This window comes from Acinetobacter bereziniae LMG 1003 = CIP 70.12, from assembly GCF_000368925.1.
Classification (GTDB): domain Bacteria; phylum Pseudomonadota; class Gammaproteobacteria; order Pseudomonadales; family Moraxellaceae; genus Acinetobacter; species Acinetobacter bereziniae.
The window spans coordinates 1622772-1644196 of the sequence record NZ_KB849755.1 but is presented as its reverse complement, the minus strand read 5'-3'; the positions used below and the strand labels follow the sequence as shown (position 1 = coordinate 1644196).

Below are 21425 nucleotides of genomic sequence, written 5' to 3'. Positions count from 1 at the left end.
AATATAGCTCTGCATATACATTTCTAAGCTAAAAGTTTAATTTTATTAATTTTTAAGATTAGGTTTTGCTTTAAATAAAAAAAGGGCTCAAGAAGTTTTGAACATAGTTTAAGGATGAAGAAATGTTCACGTTTAAGCCTTTGTACATCACGTTTTTTTCTTTAAGTGTTTTTAGCATGCCTGCTGTATATGCAGAGTCTACGACGCTGCAGCATATGTCTGATGCACAATTGGCTGAAACAACAGGACAAGCACTCATGAGTTTATCTTATATAGGACCTACTGATGTCACTAATCTTGAATCAAAAAGGTTGGGCGGAGATAAAAATATTGGATTTTATAAATTAGGTTTAGAGGCTGAACTAGAGCTTAATGCAAACATTAAAAAACTCCAATTGGGTTGTGGTGGCGTAAATGGTGCAGGTGGATGCGATATTGATATTGATAACCTAAGTTTGAGTGGTATAGCCGATACTCGGATAGGTAGAACTTCTTCAAGTGCTAAATTAACTAACCCGTTTATTGAGTTTGCTATAAAAAATCCACAATCTGCATCACAAAGAGAAATTGTTGGTTTACGTTTAAGTGCTGAAAGGGCTGTTGGGTTATTAACAGCTGGGCTGGAAAATTCTAATCAAGCAAATGGAATAAATAGTTTAAGTGGTTATATGAAAGTTCAGTCGGGAATAGGTGATTCAGTGGCTGAACAAAGTAAAGTCAAAGGATATGCAAATACAGCAGCACAATACATGGATTTATCCAAATATCAAATAAAAGGAAATCTTGTAGCGTTAGGATTAGCTAATGCTAGTTTTATTACAAATGGGGGAGGATTTAGTATACCAGAAATGAATAAATTACCTTTTGAAACTCAACAATTAATAGTTGTGGGGAATCGTAAAACATCGGCAGAACTTTCAGCAGAAGTGAGTATCCCAACAATTAATTTAGGAACTGGTGCAAATTTTCCACCAGCAGGTAGGGTAGAAAGTAATATCTTTGGTACAACAACAGCTGTTTATACCGCTGGTTCACCAGTAAATGCTGCTGTAACAGGTTGTCAAAATTTAACATTCCTTCCGACCTGTATAATCGCATGGAATGGGCGTCAATTTTCAAATATTCGTATGTCTGGAACTGTGAGCGGTGCTAAGGCTAAAGTTAACTTTTCTGAAAGCTTAGGTTTTATACATAATCTAAAAATTGATTCGCCTGTTTCATTGAGTTTGCAACAAATAAAAATACTATGGCCAGGTTCTGAAAGTGCAAACTTGGCTGAGCGCGGTTGGTGGTTAGCATTGCAAGATCCAGTTTCAATTGGTGTGGTAGAGCCTACAGATAGATTATCCATTGAGCCACTTCTAGGGCAATTTGCGCAAAAGGCAGGGAGCTACTTACAATCAAACCCTGCAACGACCTCTGATCTATTAGGTGTTTTAATTGGTAATGGAATCAGTGCGAATCTAGGAAATGTAAATTTGTCTGGAGTTTCTCCTTTACAGATGAATCTTTCAAATTTAAGGCTAAAGGGGCAAGATTTTGTACCAAATTGCTATGGTTCACTAAAATTTTGCTAAGCTTCTGTGGATACGCATTTATAAAGATAATTGAATAGATCCATAGGTCTCTATCATGTTGTTTAACTTTCTTTTATGAATTGAGCTTAGATAACTAAACAGGTCAAAATATATTTTGATCTTTAAATTTTTGTCATTGATTTTTATCATTTTATAGGTGGTATATCAAATATAAAAGTATGTTGTGATTTTAAAAACTAAGAATTTTATTTGATATTTTTGATCTAATATTCCTGTATTTATCCATAATAAGAAAAACTATTTTTGATTATTAAATTTCTAATTTTGGCTTTATCAAATCTTCCAATGTTTAATAGCTTATGTTGATATGAATAAAATACAGAGTAGGTAGGTGCATGCCTTGGTTAAATATTCTTATAAGTATTAAGTTTTTATTTGAATTTTTGAAAATCAATAAAAAGTGAAAATTGAATCATAGTGAAATTGAAAAAGTTCTTTCTTACCCTTCATGTTGCTAGAGTGAAGTGAATTTTAAGACTAAATGATAATTTAATTGAGAACTTTATAAAAATATTATTGTAAAGATAATATAAAAAATCATGTATTTTGCTGAAAAATTGAGTAAGTCATAATTCTTTAGAGTGTTTAATGTATAGATTAAATCATTTTATTTAAGGTTTTAACTTTAAACTTTTGTTTTATATTGATAAGAAATAATTTTTTCTTGGTTTTAATTGTTGTTTACATGTGGGAAGCTTATTTTAAAAGCATTAGCATTTTGTCGGAAATATAGCTTAATTTTAAATAATTGTGATAATTTACACAAAATGTGATTTTCAATTGAAAACTAAAAAACTTTTTAATGTGCTAAGGGATTTAAATTTATAAAGTTTTTCTTAAATAAAACTTGGCTAATTAAAAAATAGAGTGTGACAATTCTGAGCATAATCTAAGGATAAGGAGATGTTCATGTTTAAAATAAAAATCTTATGTTTGACATTTCTGTCTCTTGGTATGGCGACCACTCATGCTGACTTTACTCATTTGCAAAGTATGTCAGATGAACAGCTCTCTGAAACTACTGGACAAGCATTGATGAGCTTGACTTATATTGCACCCACTGATGCAACTAATCTTGAAGCGAAGCGTAAAGATGGTGCTGGAAATATAATAGGGGCAAAAAATATTGGTTTTTATAAATTAGGTTTAGAGGCTGAGTTAGAATTAAATGCCAATATAAAGAAACTGCAATTGGGGTGTGGTGGGGCTAATGGTGCGGGTAACTGTGATATTGATATTGATAATTTAAGCCTAAGTGGTTTAGGGAATTCTGCAAGCTCAAATACAGGTAGTACAGCTGATCGAGCTGCACGTGTAGGATCAAGTGCTGTCTTAACAAATCCCTTTATGCAGTTCGCAGTTAAAAACCCTAATAGTGCTTCGACGCGTGAAGTTGTGGGGATTAATTTAAGCTCAGAAAAAGCCATCGGATTATTGACATTTGGTCAAGAAAATAGCAGTGCCAGAAATGGTATTAATTCTTTAAGTGGTTATATGAAAGTTGCCGCAACTACAGGAACTGCTTTAGTAAACGGTTTTGGCACAAGTTTGGTATCAGGTGAGGCTGCTAGAAGGCAATTAATACAATCCGATGGTTATAATGCAATTAATGGACAAGCTTGTTGTGCTGCTTTTATATTTCCTGTCGGTTTTACCACAACTGCATATAATTTAAATTTACGTGATAAAGCGACTGGGAGTAATATTCTAAAAGGCGATTTGTCTTTATTAGAGCAAGAGATTACTGGAAAACGTATTAACAGCGCAACTTTGAAGGCTAGTGCTTTGGTACGGGATATTGATTTAAGTGGCAATATTATTGCAAGAGCGCTTGGTTTTATTAATTTGGACAAAGAAACTAGTGGTACAATTAAAAACTTGAATGTAGATGTGACTATTAATGAAGATTTAGGGTATTTTCATAAAGCAAGCTTAAACGGAACTCCTGCATCATTATCATTACAGGGACAAGATATACAATGGCCAGGAAATAAATCTACGGCTTCAAAAGGTTGGTGGTTGGAGTTTTCTAATCCAATTGATATTGGAAAAATTGATCCAACTGATCAGGTAGATATTCCTAAAGCTACTTTAAATGAAGTGATGAATCAAGTAAGTGATTATTTGCAAGATAAACCAGTACAATGTGGGGGGCTAGCACTAGAAAATTGTCTTTTTGGTAGTACGATTCCTTTAAAAGAAGTCGATTTAAAAGATGCAACTAGACCTAATATGACATTAAATAATTTACAATTAGCAAAACAGGATTTCACCCCAAACTGTTACGGTTCTTTAAAATTCTGTTAGTTAAATTATTTAGCTGATTAAAAGCAACAGTATGGAAGTTTACTGTTGCTTTTTTATTTTAAACGTTTATCGGAAAGTCATATATTTTACATAAAAGTCTTTGGCATAATAAAAAATATTGCATAAGATAAAGTGTGATATAGATAACAAAACTGTATAGACAAGGAAAGACTATTTTATACAGTGTCGTAGGGATTACAGAAATAAAATAAAATATGGTGCGGAGCATCGTATAACACAGGAAGGTCATAGATGACTACACTCAATTATACGGCAAAATTTCATAAAACTGTTTTGGCAGCTTTTATTGGCTTAGTCATCGCCCAATCTAGCTTCGCTTTGGAAGCAATGTCTGATGAAAAATTAAGTGATACGACAGGTGAAGGCATCGCTTTATTACCTACAAATGCTTATATGGTGTTTCAGGGAGCTGGAGCAAACCAGTCACAAGATACAATTCTGACTAATCGTAGTCTGGATACTGGTTATATCTATTATGTGCCAGTAGGTCCATTGTCATCTCTTGTGCAAGATACAAATAAAGATGGTACTGTGAACTCAAGTGATCACTCTGTTGGTAAAGCTGATTTATATTTATATGGCTTAGCATTGTCTAGAAATGCAACCAATAATGCCAACCTTCGCTTAGATTCAGGACAAACCAATGGTGTAGCAAATGCAGCGATTCGAAGTTGGGGAACGGCAACAAACCCATGGATATTTAACGTAAAAACAGATTCAAATATTCCTGATTTTGGTACCAGTAGTGGCTCTGTAACCTATTTGAATTTTGAAGCGCCGTTGTATGAAAATATATATACATTTGCTTCGGATAACAAAACCGTAACGACGAAGCCTTTTGTAAATGATGCAGGTGGAGAAGACGCATATAATCTTAAACTTGCTTTATGGGCAGATGCTTTTGTACGTGATCAAAGTAAACCAGATCAGGATGCGAACCAATTTAACTTAGGTGAAGGGTTTAGTAGCACAACAACAGGTCGGGCAAATCGTATTCGATTACAAGGTGTATTTAACGGTTTTGGACTGAATGGAAGTAAAATTCAATTATTCCAGACACTCGGTGGTGCAACCAATACTGGGGGAATGAGTGCCTTCTATAACAATACCTTAGGGTTGGCTGGAGTTATACGCTTAAATAGCGGGGATGGTTCTAAATTGTTAGGAACATCTGCAGCAAATTCTTGGACAATGCCTGCGAATTTGATGAACCGAGTTTTGAGATTAAGCACGCAAGAGTGTGGCGTTGGAAATTTGAATGGTTGTACCACAGGTACAGCCCAAGATATTTTATCGACTCCAGCGATCAATGGTGGACTGGCTCCAACTTTCTCAGATAAGGAAGGTATTTATATTTATAACCTGAATACGAATTTAGTATTAGGTTCATTATATCAGCCTTTAATTCTTGGTTCTGATGGTACAAACTTTAGTTTAGAGCTGGCACGAATACCAAATAAAGAATCAATTTATAAACAAATATATACAGACTATACAGGTGCTGATTCGTCTTATAAAGGCTCTACATGTAATGTTTATAATTGTGGTTCAAGCTCAATTTCAGGTTATCAAGGAAGTTCAGCGACACATAGCAGTATCAGTATTGGGACGGTCTATAGTCCAGATGCTGGAAAAACTTTGCTTGCTGACAAAAGTGCGGGTGCTGTCGGAATTTCATTTAACCAATTGAGTAATGCATCAACTTCAAATGCCCAAAATAATTTAGGTTCCGCAGTCATTGATGGTATGCTGATTCAACATATGAAAATAACAACCAAAGGCTTATAAAATAAGGAGAAATATGATGAAGAAAAGTGTACTTCTTATTTTAACCAGTATGTTGAGTGTTTATGCTGTGGCAATGGAACCTTTATCTGACTCGGACTTGCAACACGTTGAAGGTCAGGCTGGGGCAGACTTATCACTCAAGCTAGTACTGAATCAGATCAATGCCAACGATTCATATTATCAAACAAATAATGCCTATAAGTTTGATAATGGTGTTGGTGGAATTTGTGCAAATTTAGAGTTTTGTCGTTTAGCACTTTCAGTCAATAACCGTTATGTAGATTCAGGTGGTGCTGCAAGTAGTGTCAGTGGAAATAAACTTTGGGTGGTATTTAAGGGTATTCAAGGAACGATTAATATCCAGAAGTTAGGTTTAGATGGTGCGGATTTGGTCTATAAGAATATTGCAAACCAACAAATGATAAAACCTGCGTTTCAATTATCTTTTGATGCAGATAAACCCATTCAAATTCGTAATTTTGGATTTAATTCACTTTCCATAGAAAAGGATGCATTTACCAGTATAACCAATCCAGATGGAACAGTTACTGAAAACTCATTGGGTGCAACCGCAGCTCAATATGGTTATCTAAAACTGAATAAATATGCTGCTAAAGCCCAAACAACAGGTCCAAATGGTTCTACTGCGAACAATTATGATACAGGGCGTGAAACTGGGTTTATGGGTATGCAGATGAATGGCAATCTTGCACTTCAGGGAAAGTTAATGATGTTTAGCTGTGATTCAAGTATGAACAAGCGTTGCTAAGTGAAATAAGTCTGAGGGTTTAGGGATGAAAATAAAACAAGAACAGCGAAAAGGATTTATTTTAAATACATTGGCATTCAGCTTATTGGCAATGCATGTACCTGCTTATGCACTTCAAGCTTTGGATGATGGTGATCTGCGAAATGTGAATGGTCAAGATGGTGTGAATATAGAAGCCACATTAAAAGAAGCCAACATTCAAACACTATATTGGACAGATCAGGCTGGGCGAGCTGAAACAGATGCGACAAGTCAAGCCCTTACAGCAACCGCAGATACGGTTAAGATTCAGCAAAGTAATACTTCTACAGACCCATTAAAAGCCAATGTAAAACTCAATATGGGCACAGTGAGTGGTAAAACAGGCGTGAATCTAGATGTATCACTTTCACCTATGTTATTAACAGTAGACTCTTTCCGAGTGTGTGATAGTGATCCAAGTGGAGCACGCTGTAGTGCAAAGATTGGTACATTAGCTGTTCAAACAGCATCGAATACCAGTATTGGATTAAAAACAACCAATGGATTGCTTGGTAAAAATGACCAAGGTACGCTGGCTTTAGGTTTGCAAAATGCCAATATCTATTTGGGTCAAACCAGTGCAATAAATCAATTAAATCAGCTAATTTTAAAGAATTTTAATTTTAATTTTAATGCAAATGGTTTTATGTTTATTGATGCTGCTGAAGGCTTTAAATTACAAACCAATTCGGGATCAAACATTGCTGGAAGTACTCAAACACCAGATGCAACTTATGGTTATGCCGATTTAGGTCGCGTTGTTGATCCTGCTTCGACTAAGTCGGGATTTATGAATACAGGTTCATATGGAAATGGTACAACAACATCCAATGCAGGTCTAAATCTTGAGATTATGTTGAATAATAAGGGAGCCAACCCTTCAGCAACATCTGTTTATGCAGTGGATCAGTATAATACTCCCTCAGGTGCAAAAGGTTTAATTCGTGTTGGTGCCAGTGGGCGGATGGTTAACAGTTCACTTCAGTTCCGTGGTGTACAAAATGCAAGCAGCTTAATAGGCTCTGCTGTGAATTCATCAGGTATAGATACTGGAAAAGATATTGTTGGCGGTTCTGGTATTGCATTTCGTATGAAAACTGATTTCACTAAAGATGGTGATAGCATGCTTTCAGGTGGTGCTGATGCGACAACTTTAGAAATAGGTGGTGCTGGACTAAATAGCTATGGATTTGAATTTGGAAATCTAACTGGTTTACAAAAAGGAAGTCGTGCATCTTTTGACACTGGAAGTGTATTTTTAAATCTTATGGATTCTAAACAAGTCACTTTGCCCGTTAACTCTACATTCCAATCTTCAAGTTTTGGTAACGGTCAGTCATTAACCAGCTTGAATGACTATAAGCAAGATGTTTATACAACATTAACTGCTGGGAATCGTCCTTATAGCGTGATGACCTCAATTCGAAATGCGGCATTTCAATCTTTTTCTAGAAGAGGGCGATTTACTACAAGTGCTGGTGTAGCGGCAAATAATTTATTTACCGACAATGGGCTGAATAACCAATGGGGATTGGCACTACCATTTTATAATCTAAATGCAAACTTAGCGATGTATGGCACTACTGTGGATGCAGATAAAGTTTATTCTTATTCAGTTGATGGTACACAAAATAAAATAGCAGGTTCTGGTCAAACCGCTCGGCTTGGTTTTTCATTAGGGTTAACAACGGAAGGTGTAGATAAAAATGGCGCGAATAAGATCGGTAACAATACTACTTCAATATTGGTCATTGATGGTGGACTGAGAAATGGTCAACCTACAGACTATTATATGGGGCTTAGAAATATCGATATGCTACTCAAGGGAAATGGTAGCGTTGGTGTAGAAAATGGAAGTTTAAACCTAAGCTTAAAAAATATGCTGGTGGTGATGGCAGCAGAAGTTGCTGGTGGATATTTGCCTGGAACTACATATAAATCCTGTGCACTAGGCTTAGCTACAACCTCGGTTGCATGTGGTAATAAAAGTGTTTCAGATACCAATAATTTTGCGAAAAGCGATGATGTGCTCTTCGGTTTGAAACTTCGCTTTGGTGGAGATATGGATTTATCTTTGATTCCGAATAGTGAGATCAAAGATGATGGTACTGGGAACCGTCTGAATGTAGTGGGTGATTTGAAGTTAGCCAATACCAATAACACTATTCAGATCAGTGATCCTGTCAACGGTTCTTCATTGGGCTTAGATAATTTGACAGGAGATATTCGTTTTAATAATGCGATTGTGATCAGTAAGAATTCAAATACGGGAACAGGGCAGGTTGGATTTAATACCAGTCTGCAATTTAATCCAACACAGTCTGTAAATGGTGTATTTAGAGCAAGAGATTTAAACTTTTATCCTCCAGCAGCTTCAGGTGCCTTGGTTTCAGGCGCACGTCTAGGTGAAATCGCCTTAACAGGTGGTCGATTAAGTAGTGAGCTGAATATTATTCCTCGAAATTGATCGGTTATTGGTCGGGTTATTCTTCCATCACCAAAAATTTCAAACTAAACTGTGATGTGGTCGGCAATATATAAAGTTTCCTAAGGATTAGGATAATGAAGAAAAACAACAAGCTAGGGTGTATATCATTATTGGTATTGAGTCCAGTTGCAATGGCAATGCAGCCACTGGATGATCAAGGTCTTTCTCAAACAACGGGTCAGGCAGGGATTGATGTTGGTATAAATATTAGCAAAGTCCAAGTGAATCAACTGTCTATTATTGATCGTGATGGCTTAGGTACAACTGTGAATGATGCAAATAAAGCATCGCTTGTTGTTGCAGGTAAAAGTGCTGGTACACTTGCAGATCAGAGCATGAATGTAAGCTTCTTAGGTGCTTCTAATTCGTCAACGATGAATGTTGTGATGGATACTGATGGAAGTGCGATCAGTGGTTCAACAGGTAAGCCTTTTGCCAATATTGGTCTTAGTTTTGGAAGTAATATTACAGGGATAAAGGTTTCACCTTTTGCGCTTTACTTGGCAGGTGCAAATTCATCTTCGGGTCCAGCAAGCTATCAATCTATTTTCACAGGTACTTCAGAAAAGAGCGATGTCATTAAAATATTAAAAATGGACAGTGGCATTGACATTAATTTTGCAGCATCAAAACCAACGATGAATTTACAGCTCGGCAATGCGCCTCAAGGTCGTATGATTGCTTTTGGTGGAGCAATTCAGTCGATTTGTGGTACAGGAACTGGTTGTGCCATTGCACTTTTATCGGATGATAGTGATGTAGGTGCAAATTTTAATTTTCAACTGACAGGCACAGACAAAACCAATGGTTTTTCGTTAAATGGTTTCTATGCGGGTGTGGAGTCAAGTGGCTTTGTATTTGGCAATACGGGTGAGTCGAGTAAATTTGATCTTGGAATCAATCAGATGATCATGGGAACGAGCGGTGCAAGTGCAGCGACTGTTTTTAATGGCCTTCAGAATGGTTCGATGGGGAACTTTGGTGCGATTGGGACATCTGTTACAGATTTAAAAGTGAAAATTAATGGCTTATAGCGATGAGTTAAAACATGATTAAATAAAAAACCCGCACAAATTAATCTGCGGGTTTTTTCATGGTGTGGCAAAACTATAGCCAACCTGTCGAAAAATTCATACAGTAGAATATCATTTCTCTTGATCAATAAAATGAATGCGATAAATATATTGTTTAATGATCTAAAGCTTGCAAGGCCACGCTTTATCTCTAAAGTTTAAATTGTTTTGCGTAGGCATTAACTCACTTTTCAGAGATGAAAAGTGACAAAAATCTTCTGTTGAGCGAGGGGTACATCCTATACCCCCGCTCAACATAGCGACATCCATGTCGCTTCACGATAGCAAGACCATCGATGATTCAAGAGGACAAAATAAATGAATCATCTGAAAATCATAAATCTCATTTGACATCAATGATTAACATCAAAATCACTTGTATGAATAATCAGACGGTTTGGCTATATTTCGCTAATTTAGCCAACAGGTCTGCTTTGCTTAAATCAACAGATTCTGCATCTCTACGACCTTTATATTCGAAAGTACCAGCATCCAAACCTTTCTCACCAATTACGATACGATGAGGGATACCAGTCAGCTCTAAATCAGAGAATTTAACACCAGGGCGTTCATTGCGATCATCAAGCAATACATCATAACCTGCTGTTTGCAATTCATTGTACAGTGCTTCAGCAGCTTCAAGTGTACGTGGTGATTTTTGAGCATTCATTGGAACAATAGCAACTTCAAAAGGTGCGATCGCCGTAGGCCAAATGATCCCTTTGTCATCAAAGTTTTGCTCTATTGCAGAGGCAACTACACGTGTTACGCCAATACCATAACATCCCATAGTCACCACTAATGGTTTGCCATCATCACCGAGAACTTTACAGCCCAAAGCTTCAGAATATTTTTTGCCTAATTGGAAAATATGACCAACTTCAATACCACGTTTGATCATGATGGTGCCATGACCATCTGGAGAAGGATCACCTTCTACAACATTGCGTAAGTCAAACACTTCAGTAAACTGAGCATCACGTTCCCAGTTTACACCAATAGCATGTTTATCAACTTCGTTTGCACCAGCAACAAAGTCAGAAAGCACTGAAGCGGCACGATCAGCAATGACTACTATGCCTTTTTCCACCAATCCTTGAGGACCGCAGAATCCAGCTGTCAAATCTAATGCTTTTAATTGTTCGTCAGTCGCAAAAGTCAATGGTGCAGCAATCAGAGGGTGCTTTTCAGCTTTGATTTCATTGAGCTCATGATCGCCACGTAAGAACAATGCAACTACTGGAACATGACCTTTTTCATCTGCAACGCCTTGTACCAATAAAGCTTTAACAGAATGGGCTGGATCTGTATTTAAAAAGGCAGAAACATCTGCAATGGTTTTTTGATTCGGCGTATCGACAATCGTAAATTGTTGTTTTGGTGCAGCACGTTCACCGACCAAGATTGCTTCAGCCATTTCAACATTGGCTGCGAAATCTGATTCGGTAGAGAATGCGATATCATCCTCACCACTTGATGCAAGTACATGGAACTCATGTGAGCCAGAACCACCAATCGAGCCAGTATCCGCTTGAACAGGACGGAAATTTAAGCCCAAGCGTGTAAAGATTCGGCAGTATGTGTCATACATGACATCATATGTTTCTTGTAGTGACGCTTGGTCGACATGAAAAGAATATGCATCTTTCATAATAAATTCACGTGAACGCATCACACCAAAACGAGGGCGAATTTCATCACGGAATTTGGTTTGAATTTGGTAGAAATTCATCGGAAGTTGCTTATAACTTTTTAGCTCATTGCGCGCTAAATCAGTAATCACTTCTTCATGAGTTGGACCGAGCACAAAATCGTTGGTATGACGATCTTTAAACCGTAAAAGTTCAGGACCATATTGCACATATCGACCTGATTCTTCCCAAAGTGAAGCAGGTTGTGTTACGGGCATGAGCGTTTCCAATGAGCCTGCGCGATTCATTTCCTCGCGTACAATTGCTTCAACTTTATTGAGTACACGTACACCCATCGGCAGCCAAGTGTATAAACCTGAAGCCAACTTACGAATCATCCCCGCACGTAACATCAACTGATGTGAAATGACCTCAGCATCGTTTGGGGTTTCTCTCAACGTAGCAAACAAAAAGCGACTCGCGCGCATGGAAACTGTCCTAAAATTTTTAGATTTAAAGGGAAGATTATACGATAAAATAATACGATAAAAAATTAGCTGAAGATTTTTAATGTCCGATTGGGCTGAAATACAAAGACCAGATGATATGCGATGTGTTATTCATGGTTATTGTATGAGGTTCAAACTTAAAAAGTTGAGTGAAAATATAAATAGCTTTGGTCTTTGTTGAGATTTTTTCAATAGAGAACATGAATTTTTTTTGATTTAAAAGTTGATTATTCAAGTTTTTTGAGCCGATTAATAACATCGTCATACTTGCTTTGTGTACTGCGATAATTATTTTGTAAATTTTCAATGTAGCCTTTTGTTTTATCTATATTTTCTGCATTGTATTTGATTCGATCTTTAAGCGTAGACGGTACGGTATTACCTTTTCTATAATATTCCATTTCCTGTCTTTTTAATATGATTCGATCACTTTGTAATTGCTTAAGATTTTGATTTTGTAATGCTATTTGCTGTTTTAAGTTGTTGAGAAGCTCATTGCGTTTATTGATGGCAACGGATGAGTTTCCATAAGCACGTTTAAGACGGGCATCTTGTTCTAATTTACGCACTTCAGAGGCACGTAAGGTCGACTGTTGCAGATCCTTTTCAACGTTGTAGGCTTGATTGCGTCTAATCACCTGCATATTGCGATCAAGTGCTTCATAGCCATTTTTGATGTGTGCAGGCGTGACAGAGGTACTAATATTTGCGACCCCATTTTTATCATAATATCGATACCAAGCCGCTCTAGGTTGCGATACATCTGCATATGCCAATGCACTACAGGTGATCAAACTCATTGCCAAGGTCAAACAGCGTATTTTTTTTGTTTTTGAGTCTGTATTTTGGTAATAGATTATTCTATCCATTCGAAGTCTGCCATCCCCAAAAAATAAAGTCAGTTATATGATTTTAAAAACGATCTTTGATCATTTTATGTGGTTACAAAATTTTAATAAACAATTAAGTTCTAAAAAAATACAGAATATTTTTTTTTATGTGAGCTTTACTGTGTTTTTCTATTTGAAGTGAGATTTATGACAAGAAATGTTCATTGATAAAGTGAGTTAATATATGTTAAAAAACCATGATTAATTGTAAAAATAAATCTGTACAGCACAATTCATTCCAAGCTTATGGAAAGGGGCATTAAATGGACGATAAATTTCAAAATCTTAAAGTCATGGTGATCGATGATTCTAAAACCATTCGTCGTACTGCTGAAACATTATTACAAAGAGAAGGTTGTGAAGTAGTTACTGCGGTAGATGGTTTTGAAGCCTTGTCTAAGATTGCTGAAGCTAATCCAGATATCGTTTTTGTTGATATTATGATGCCTCGTTTGGATGGTTATCAAACCTGTGCATTGATTAAAAATTCTCAAAATTATCAAAATATTCCAGTCATTATGCTATCAAGCAAAGATGGCTTATTTGATCAAGCAAAGGGTCGCGTTGTCGGTTCTGATGAATATTTAACCAAACCATTTAGTAAAGATGAATTATTGAATGCAATTCGCAACCATGTGAGTGCATAACGGTTAATTTGGGGGAAAGAATGACAAAAATTTTAATCGTTGATGATTCACCAACTGAAATGTTTAGATTTAAAGAAATCTTGGCTAAACATGGATTTGAGGTGATTGAAGCAACCAACGGTGCAGATGGAATAACCATCGCACAAGCCGAGTTACCAGATCTTGTATTGATGGATGTGGTTATGCCTGGGGTCAATGGCTTCCAAGCAACTCGTCAAATTGCTCGTGGTGCAACAACGAAGCATATTCCAATTGTGATTGTAAGTACCAAAGATCAAGAAACTGACCGTGTGTGGGGCAAACGTCAGGGTGCTTGTGACTATCTAACAAAACCAATTGATGAAAATCAGCTGATCAGCACAATCAAGCAGCATCTGCAAGCAGGATAATGTATGGCAGCAAATGGATTTATCGAATTACTTCGATTGTCTAAGCGAGGAAATAAAAATTACGCTGACAATGAAAGTGAAGTAAACCGATGGTCAGGCATTGCATTTGAAATGATGGGGCAATATTTTGTTGCTCCATTGGGGGAAGTTTCGGAAGTTATTTATCCGCCAAAATATACACCAGTTCCCAATGTTCAGGGCTGGGTAAAAGGTTTAGCGAATATTCGCGGACGGTTATTGTCGGTTTCCGATTTGGCTTTTTATTTAACGGGGCAAAGAAGCCAATTTCTACCTACTCAAAAAGTCTTATGTATTAGTCATAATGACCATTATGTTGGTCTGGTCGTAGATCAGGTTTTGGGGATTCAACATTTTAATAAAAAAAGCTTTTTTTCTAAAAATAATCAACTGGAAGAAAAGCTTCAAACTTATTGTCAAGGATATTTCCAACAGCACAACCAAGCTTGGAACATATTCTTATTCAGTCGTTTGTTGAATGATCCTCAATACATGAACGCATCAGAAAAATTTATAAACTAGCTTTGACGCCTAATTAGAGTTAAGCGAATCGGGAGAAGCTGAATGGGCTTTAAACTAAAAAAGAAAAATACAGGGGATACTGCTCAAAAAAGTAGTCCGGGCGTATTAACAAAAACCAAATCGAAAATTGATGAGTTTGCAAAGTTATTTGGGGAAAGTGACAAATCAAAACCATTTATTCAAATGGCGATTGTCAGCATCATCGTTGCGATTATTTTACTTTTGGTTTTATTCTATACAGTTCCTCGAAATAACGACTTAACTCGTAGTTTGGGTGAATTAAAACTTTTATCTCAAACATTATCGCGTCAAGCAACAGAAGCAACAGCTTCAGGTTCAAAAGAATCGATCAATGCTTTAGTGGCATCACAAAAGAAATTTAAAGAAAACTTGGATATTGTGAAAGATATTCATGCATCTTCAAAAGCAGTTGAAGGGGTTGAAAAAACCTGGAATCAGGTTTCTGCTGATATTGACATGATTGCGACCCATCAAAAAATCATTAACCAGTTATATGACACCAATATCGCCGTTGCAGATGTGATTCCTGGCATGCAGGCTGAATATAACTTAATGGTTGACCAAATGGCACGTGATAACATGCCAAGTACACAGGTTGTAATCGCGAAAAACCAAGTATTCCTTGCAGAACGTATTTTACGTTCAATTGGTTCAGTACTCGGTGGTTCAGATAATACGCGTGCTTCTGCAGAAGACTTTAATGCCGATACTGAAACTTTCGGAACATACTTAAATGCGCAATTAAATGGTAATGCAGATTTGGGTGTAACTCGTATTGACAAGCCTGAGTTGCGTGAATCTTTAGAAAGTATCAAATCAGATTATAATGAAATTGTGCAATTGGCATCGACTTCAGTATTGAAGAACTCTGATCAAATTTTTAAAGTTCGCCAAGCTTCATCAAATATCTTTGCAGAATCTGATAATTTATTAAAAGGCTTAGATCGACTTTCAGTAAATACAGGTGTAGGTACAATTTTACCAGCCTTAATCTTATTGTTTGCTTTAGGCGCATTCTTATTTGCTGTATTTAAATTGATTGGTTTACGTAGTGAGTCAGATAAAGTACGTGTAATGCGTTTACAAGACGAATATGACCGTAACCAAAATGCGATTTTACGTTTATTGGATGAAATTGCCGATTTGGCAGATGGTGACTTGAGTTCGTATGCAACGGTATCTGAAGACTTTACAGGTGCAATTGCCGATTCGATTAACTTTGCGATTGATCAGTTACGTGATCTTGTATCGCGAATCAATGAGACTTCTCAAGAAGTTGCACAATATACCCAGAATACTCAACAAATTACCAACCAGTTGGCTGAGGCATCTGAGCATCAGGCGCAAGAGATTGCGGGTGCATCGACAGCGATTAATGAAATTGCACAATCAATTGACCACGTATCTGCCAATGCTGCCGAATCAGCAGAGGTAGCACAACGTTCAGTACAAATCGCGTCAAATGGTGCAGATGTTGTAAACCGTTCAATTGAGGGGATGGATACGATTCGTGAGCAGATTCAAGAAACATCAAAGCGTATCAAACGTTTGGGTGAATCTTCTCAAGAGATTGGTAACATTGTCTCGCTGATTAACGATATTGCTGACCAAACCAACATCTTGGCATTAAACGCTGCAATTCAGGCATCTATGGCAGGTGAAGCAGGTCGTGGTTTCGCCGTGGTAGCGGATGAGGTACAACGTCTTGCAGAACGTTCAGCATCAGCGACCAAGCAGATTGAAACATTGGTAAAAACCATTCAGACCGATACCAACGAAGCCGTAATTTCAATGGAACAAACCACTTCTGAGGTTGTGCGTGGTGCGAACCTTGCAAAAGATGCGGGTGTTGCCTTGGGTGAAATTCAAACAGTATCAAGTAACTTGGCAGGTTTGATTGAAAGTATTTCTGAATCAGCGAAATTGCAGTCTGCATCAGCAGGTCATATTGCCAATACGATGAATGTTGTACAAGAAATTACTTCGCAAACTACGGGTGCAACGTTTGATACAGCACGTTCGGTATCTGAATTGGCAAGTATGGCGGATTCATTACGTCAATCAGTTTCTGACTTTAAATTACCAGACTAAAACGATTGAGACTTGATATGCGCAATTTCTACACTAAAACGGTAGTGATTGCGCACAGTGAAAAGCCTTCTAAAGCCATTCAGCTTGACTGTATTTTGAAAGGTTTTAGTCCCAAAATCGGGAACTAACATAGAAGCCTGAGCTATGAAAGAAATATTAAAACATTTAGTTGAACACGTCACTTTACCTGAAGATGCTTATCTTGATCAGGATGATGAGATTTTAGAAATTTTTGTAGAAGAACTTGAAGAAATTTTTGAACAGTTGCAAGCTTCTCTTGATCAATGGCTAAATGATGAGTCCAAAGATAAGGAATTGGTGAATGTACGTCGCTATTTCCATACCCTTAAAGGCTCTGGACGTATGGTGGGGGCAAAGCGTTCAGGTGAGTTGGCTTGGACTGTTGAAGATACATTAAATCGTGTAATTGCAAAAAACTTGGAATTAAGTACTGAAATTCAACAATATGTCAGTGCTGTATTTAATGTGTATAAGTTCAAATTGTATGCTGAGTTTTTAAATAAACAACCACATCATTTAGATTTGGCACCATTGGTGTATTTGGGGCAACAATTACAGCAAAAACAGAGTTTAGAACCTGCATTGGCGGATCTACTGTCACTTGCGCATACCCTCAATCATGAGAATGTGCTGACGGGTTTAGAAATTGCTGATAGCGAGCCACTTGTAGAGCATATAGAAACAGTAGCAGCTATGGCAAACCACGAAAATGCCGAAGAGCATGCAGTGGCAGACCCGATTCAAATTGATGAATCTGCAGCGGAAACAACGCCGACTTCGGATGAAAGTTTAATCTCTGAAACCCTGACGATTTTTGTTGAAGAGTCGGAAGAACATCTGGCAACGATCAAAGACTTTTTGCATTTAGAGCAACATACACCGGAACAATATAATCGCTTGATTCGGGCATTACATACTTTGCGCGGAAGTTCTTCTATGGCGCATATTCAGGATGTATTTGAAGCAAGTGGTAAAGTTGAGCATTTGTTTAAAGTGTTGGTCCAAGAAGATACGGAGTCTTCTAAAAATGAAAACGCCCTATTGACTTATTATGCTGAATTCGTCAGTGATTATTTGCATGTACTCAAGCAAACCGGTGATCAAGATACGCAATTAGCCCAGATTTATCAAAAATTTAATGATGCTTGGGAGCGTTATGATTTCCAACATCAATATCAACAAGATCATCAGTCACAAGCAGGTTTAGTGACTCAATTGGTCGATTTGGAAATTGATCTATTGTTGGATGCTGAATTTGAGTTTGATAAACGCGCTCAAGTTGAATATCCAGAATATTTCCAACAACTGATTCAACAGGCTCAGATCCTCGTCGATCATACCGACAATCGTGCGTCACAAGGTATTCATGATTTCAGTCTTGCACTCAAAGACGGATATACACAGATTATTGCCAAGCCTGATTTGTTGAATACAGATTATGCTTTCGAAATATTCTCTAAAGCACATCAAGAATTCATTCATTTATTTGATACCTTGGCATCTGGTCAGCGTGTCAGCTTGAGTGGTGCAACTCAGGCGATTTTGGATGAGCTTCATGATTATGTACATCAAGAAATTGATGTAGATCAGATTCAAATTGCTGAACCAAGCATTGAGCCAGCAGTTCAACATGCGGTAGTAGCTGTATCTGATATTAACGCTGTTGAGACAGGCAATCATTATGTCTTAACTCAAATTAATCTTGATAAGCAAAATATAGATTCTGCGCAAAGTCAGCGTGAGTTTGATGCTGACGTTCTTGATATTTTTATTGAGGAGGCCGATGAGCTGTTGGTAGGTATGGATCATGACCTAAATACATGGTCAAGTCATCCAGATGATACCACTGCACTCAATAATTTAATGCGCTATTTGCACACTTTAAAAGGTGGCGCAAATATGGTTCAGGCGACGCATATTGGTTTAATTGCTCATGAACTCGAAACAATTTATGAGCGCGTGATTAAAGGTCAGCTCAAAGCTGGACCACAAGTTATTCAATCTATTCGTTTGATTCAAGATGATGTCGCAGATCGTATTCAGTTGATTCGTGAAAAATCTATTGATTATCCTGCAACACACATTCTTGAGGTTTTACAGCATATTGATCAACAGCAATTCTTGCATGATACGAATGTTGAGATAGCTGAAAAAGCCCAAGATGAGATTGTTTTAGTTGACGAGTCTGTTACTCCAGAATTTGATGTTATTTCTGCAGATCAGCAGCAAGCAACGCTTGAACAAGCTGAGCCATTCGTTGAACAGATTCAAGTAGATGACTTGGATGACGCCGAACGTGTTGCTCAAGAAACCTTCATTGAGGAAGCTCGTGAGCTGATTGATGATGGGTTAAATATCTTGAATCAATGGTTTGATCAACGAAGTAACCGTAGTTTACTACTTCAATTGCAACGTATTGCACACAGCTTAAAAGGCGGTGCAAAAATGGTGAAATTGGAAGGTGTTGCGGATATTGCTTATGAGCTTGAAAATGCATTTGAACAATTTGGTCAGCACAACTTTAATTCCAATGTCTATGACGGTTTATTGGAAAGTGCTTTTCACTGGTTAGATGCAGCAATTTTCAAACAGAGTTACGATAATTTTGATGGTTTGAAGTTAAATTTAAACCGTATGCAATATGTCGATGTTTCTGCTCAGCTTCCAGAAAAATTATCTCGAACCAATTTGATTTTTGAACAGACCAATAATGAGTTTGTTCAAGGAGATGGAACTGAACCACCATCTATGTTGGGTGAATGGGATCTTTCTGAAAAAACTGAAACCAATAATGAGATGATTCGTATCTCTGCGGATTTGGTTGAGAAGATGATCGATCTTTCTGGTGAAAATGCCATTAACCGCTCGCGTATTGAAATGGATTTGGGTCAATTGGGAAATACATTGACCGATATGGAGCTTGCGATTCAACGTTTGGCAGATCAGCTTCGTCGAATGGAAGGCGAGTTGGAAAGTCAAATTATTGCTAAACATGGGGATTTAAGTGCGCGCTATGCGGACTTTGACCCATTGGAAATGGACCAATATTCATCCTTGAATCAATTGTCTAAATCGCTTGCTGAATCTGCATCTGACTTGGTGGACTTTAAAACCACCTTAGCGGAGAAAATTCGTGATACTGAAGGCTTATTATTGCAACAGTCACGTATTCAAGCTGAAATTCAAGAAAGCTTGATGCGTACCCGACTTGTTCCTTTCTCTCGTTTATTACCACGATTACAGCGTTTGGTACGCCAAACCGCCTCGGCGGTCAATAAGCCTACCGAACTGTTGGTGAATAATACGGAAGGTGAATTAGATCGTAATATTTTAGAGAAATTAGTATCTCCATTAGAGCATATGTTGCGTAATGCCATCGACCACGGGATCGAAGATACAGAGCAGCGACAAAAAGCTGGCAAGCCATTGACTGGTCGAATCGACTTGAATATTAGTCGCCAAGGTACCGATGTTTTGGTGTCCTTTAAAGATGATGGTAAAGGAATCAATCCTGCAATTATCCGCGATAAAGCTATTGAAAAAGGTTTGATTAAATCAGATCAGCATTTAGAGCCAGAAGAAATTTTACAATTTATTTTCCATCCTGGTTTTAGTACAGCACAGCAAGTCACCCAGATTTCTGGACGCGGTGTTGGACTGGATGTGGTTCAAAGTGAAATTAAATCGCTAGGGGGACAGGTCAGTGTAAGTTCTGAACTGGGTCATGGCTCTACTTTTACCATCCGTGTGCCAACAACAGTTGCTGTGAGTGATGCATTGATGGTGAAAGTCGGTGATCAACAGTTTGCTGTGCCATTATCGCAAATTGATCGTATTGTGCGAATTTCCCCAGCCGCTCTGGAAGAGTATTTCGAAACTCAAAATGACTATTTCGATATAGATTACCAAAGTTATAAATTGCGTTATCTCGGTGAATTTACAGCCAATCAGGTGACGCCACGTTTACATGGCTTTGCACATTCATTACCTGTGTTATTGATTAAAGGGAGCTTAGGTCAATCTGTCGCGATTCTGGTTGATCAGTTAATTGGTTCGCGTTCTCAAATTGTGGTAAAACCGATTGGGAAGCAATTTGCGGCAATTAATGCGATTGCAGGTGCAACGATCCTCGGTGATGGTCAAGTTTGTTTGATTCTTGATGGGCAAAATATTGCGCGACAAGTTCAGAGTTCAAGTCGTGGTGGTGCAGAATATTTACAACAAGATAAACAACGTCATCGCGATCAACGTCGTCTGATTATGATTGTGGATGACTCGGTGACAGTGCGTAAAGTAACGTCACGTTTATTGGAACGTCAAGGTTTTGATGTGATTACGGCTAAAGACGGTGTTGATGCGATTGAGCAACTTGAAAATGTCAAACCAGATCTGATGTTGCTCGATATTGAAATGCCACGAATGGATGGATTTGAGGTGACCAATTTGGTTCGCCATCATGAAATTCATCGTGACTTGCCAATTATTATGATTACCTCACGAACAGGTGAAAAACATCGCGAACGTGCATTCAGCTTGGGTGTGACAAACTATATGGGTAAACCATTCCAAGAGGCTGATTTATTAGCCAATATTGATGCTTTGTTGACGGTTAAATAGGAGC

Annotated in this window: 13 protein-coding genes; 11 read left to right on the top strand and 2 right to left on the bottom strand. The window is 37.6% G+C overall.

What is annotated here, in order from left to right; genetic code table 11:
- The first annotated feature begins 122 nt into the window (after window positions 1–122).
- From F938_RS09460 to F938_RS09435, 6 genes are all read left to right on the top strand, one after another.
- Window positions 123–1577 (top strand): hypothetical protein, encoded by a 1455-nt coding sequence (locus F938_RS09460; protein ID WP_004827597.1) that lies wholly within the window; start codon window positions 123–125, stop codon window positions 1575–1577.
- 930 nt (window positions 1578–2507) lie between these two features.
- Entirely contained in the window at window positions 2508–3905 is a 1398-nt protein-coding gene (locus tag F938_RS09455) for a hypothetical protein (RefSeq protein ID WP_005031096.1), read from the top strand.
- Window positions 3906–4157: 252 nt separating this feature from the next.
- Window positions 4158–5714, top strand: coding sequence for a hypothetical protein (locus F938_RS09450; protein WP_005031095.1), 1557 nt, complete (start codon window positions 4158–4160; stop codon window positions 5712–5714).
- A gap of 16 nt (window positions 5715–5730) precedes the next feature.
- Window positions 5731–6483: a DUF6160 family protein gene (locus F938_RS09445; RefSeq protein ID WP_005031094.1), complete on the top strand. Its 753-nt coding sequence runs from the start codon at window positions 5731–5733 to the stop codon at window positions 6481–6483.
- A gap of 25 nt (window positions 6484–6508) precedes the next feature.
- On the top strand, window positions 6509–8971 hold the full coding sequence (locus tag F938_RS09440) for a DUF6160 family protein (RefSeq protein ID WP_005031092.1): 2463 nt from the start codon (window positions 6509–6511) through the stop codon (window positions 8969–8971).
- A 95-nt stretch (window positions 8972–9066) separates the two neighbouring features.
- Entirely contained in the window at window positions 9067–10026 is a 960-nt protein-coding gene (locus F938_RS09435; RefSeq protein WP_005031091.1) for a DUF6160 family protein, read from the top strand.
- Window positions 10027–10453: 427 nt separating this feature from the next.
- Here F938_RS09435 and F938_RS09430 read toward each other — a convergent pair whose 3' ends face one another.
- Window positions 10454–12184: a proline--tRNA ligase gene (locus F938_RS09430; protein WP_005031090.1), complete on the bottom strand. Its 1731-nt coding sequence runs from the start codon at window positions 12182–12184 to the stop codon at window positions 10454–10456.
- 248 nt (window positions 12185–12432) lie between these two features.
- On the bottom strand, window positions 12433–13074 hold the full coding sequence (locus F938_RS09425; protein ID WP_042066450.1) for a hypothetical protein: 642 nt from the start codon (window positions 13072–13074) through the stop codon (window positions 12433–12435).
- A gap of 284 nt (window positions 13075–13358) precedes the next feature.
- Between F938_RS09425 and pilG the strand changes: the two genes are divergently transcribed.
- The 5 genes from pilG to F938_RS09400 all read left to right on the top strand — a co-directional run bounded on the left by pilG (window position 13359) and on the right by F938_RS09400 (window position 21421).
- Window positions 13359–13742 carry a twitching motility response regulator PilG gene (gene pilG / locus F938_RS09420; RefSeq protein ID WP_004827613.1) on the top strand — a complete coding sequence of 128 codons (384 nt, stop codon included), beginning with the start codon at window positions 13359–13361 and terminating at the stop codon, window positions 13740–13742.
- A 20-nt stretch (window positions 13743–13762) separates the two neighbouring features.
- Complete coding sequence (locus F938_RS09415) at window positions 13763–14131, top strand: response regulator (RefSeq protein ID WP_004827615.1); 369 nt, start codon at window positions 13763–13765, stop codon at window positions 14129–14131.
- Between the two features lie 3 nt (window positions 14132–14134).
- Window positions 14135–14671, top strand: coding sequence for a chemotaxis protein CheW (locus F938_RS09410; protein WP_004827616.1), 537 nt, complete (start codon window positions 14135–14137; stop codon window positions 14669–14671).
- 42 nt (window positions 14672–14713) lie between these two features.
- Window positions 14714–16783 (top strand): methyl-accepting chemotaxis protein, encoded by a 2070-nt coding sequence (locus F938_RS09405; protein WP_004827618.1) that lies wholly within the window; start codon window positions 14714–14716, stop codon window positions 16781–16783.
- Window positions 16784–16927: 144 nt separating this feature from the next.
- Complete coding sequence (locus F938_RS09400) at window positions 16928–21421, top strand: Hpt domain-containing protein (protein ID WP_005031086.1); 4494 nt, start codon at window positions 16928–16930, stop codon at window positions 21419–21421.
- Window positions 21422–21425 lie beyond the last annotated feature (4 nt).

Bases quoted from the DNA above. Each gene is read 5' to 3' on its own strand.
- F938_RS09400 (WP_005031086.1), top strand. From the start codon at position 16,928: ATGAAAGAAATATTAAAACATTTAGTTGAACACGTCACTTTACCTGAA.
- F938_RS09405 (WP_004827618.1), top strand. From the start codon at position 14,714: ATGGGCTTTAAACTAAAAAAGAAAAATACAGGGGATACTGCTCAAAAA.
- F938_RS09435 (WP_005031091.1), top strand. From the start codon at position 9,067: ATGAAGAAAAACAACAAGCTAGGGTGTATATCATTATTGGTATTGAGT.
- F938_RS09410 (WP_004827616.1), top strand. From the start codon at position 14,135: ATGGCAGCAAATGGATTTATCGAATTACTTCGATTGTCTAAGCGAGGA.
- F938_RS09445 (WP_005031094.1), top strand. From the start codon at position 5,731: ATGAAGAAAAGTGTACTTCTTATTTTAACCAGTATGTTGAGTGTTTAT.
- F938_RS09415 (WP_004827615.1), top strand. From the start codon at position 13,763: ATGACAAAAATTTTAATCGTTGATGATTCACCAACTGAAATGTTTAGA.
- pilG (WP_004827613.1), top strand. From the start codon at position 13,359: ATGGACGATAAATTTCAAAATCTTAAAGTCATGGTGATCGATGATTCT.
- F938_RS09430 (WP_005031090.1), bottom strand. From the start codon at position 12,184: ATGCGCGCGAGTCGCTTTTTGTTTGCTACGTTGAGAGAAACCCCAAAC.
- F938_RS09460 (WP_004827597.1), top strand. From the start codon at position 123: ATGTTCACGTTTAAGCCTTTGTACATCACGTTTTTTTCTTTAAGTGTT.
- F938_RS09425 (WP_042066450.1), bottom strand. From the start codon at position 13,074: ATGGATAGAATAATCTATTACCAAAATACAGACTCAAAAACAAAAAAA.
- F938_RS09450 (WP_005031095.1), top strand. From the start codon at position 4,158: ATGACTACACTCAATTATACGGCAAAATTTCATAAAACTGTTTTGGCA.
- F938_RS09440 (WP_005031092.1), top strand. From the start codon at position 6,509: ATGAAAATAAAACAAGAACAGCGAAAAGGATTTATTTTAAATACATTG.
- F938_RS09455 (WP_005031096.1), top strand. From the start codon at position 2,508: ATGTTTAAAATAAAAATCTTATGTTTGACATTTCTGTCTCTTGGTATG.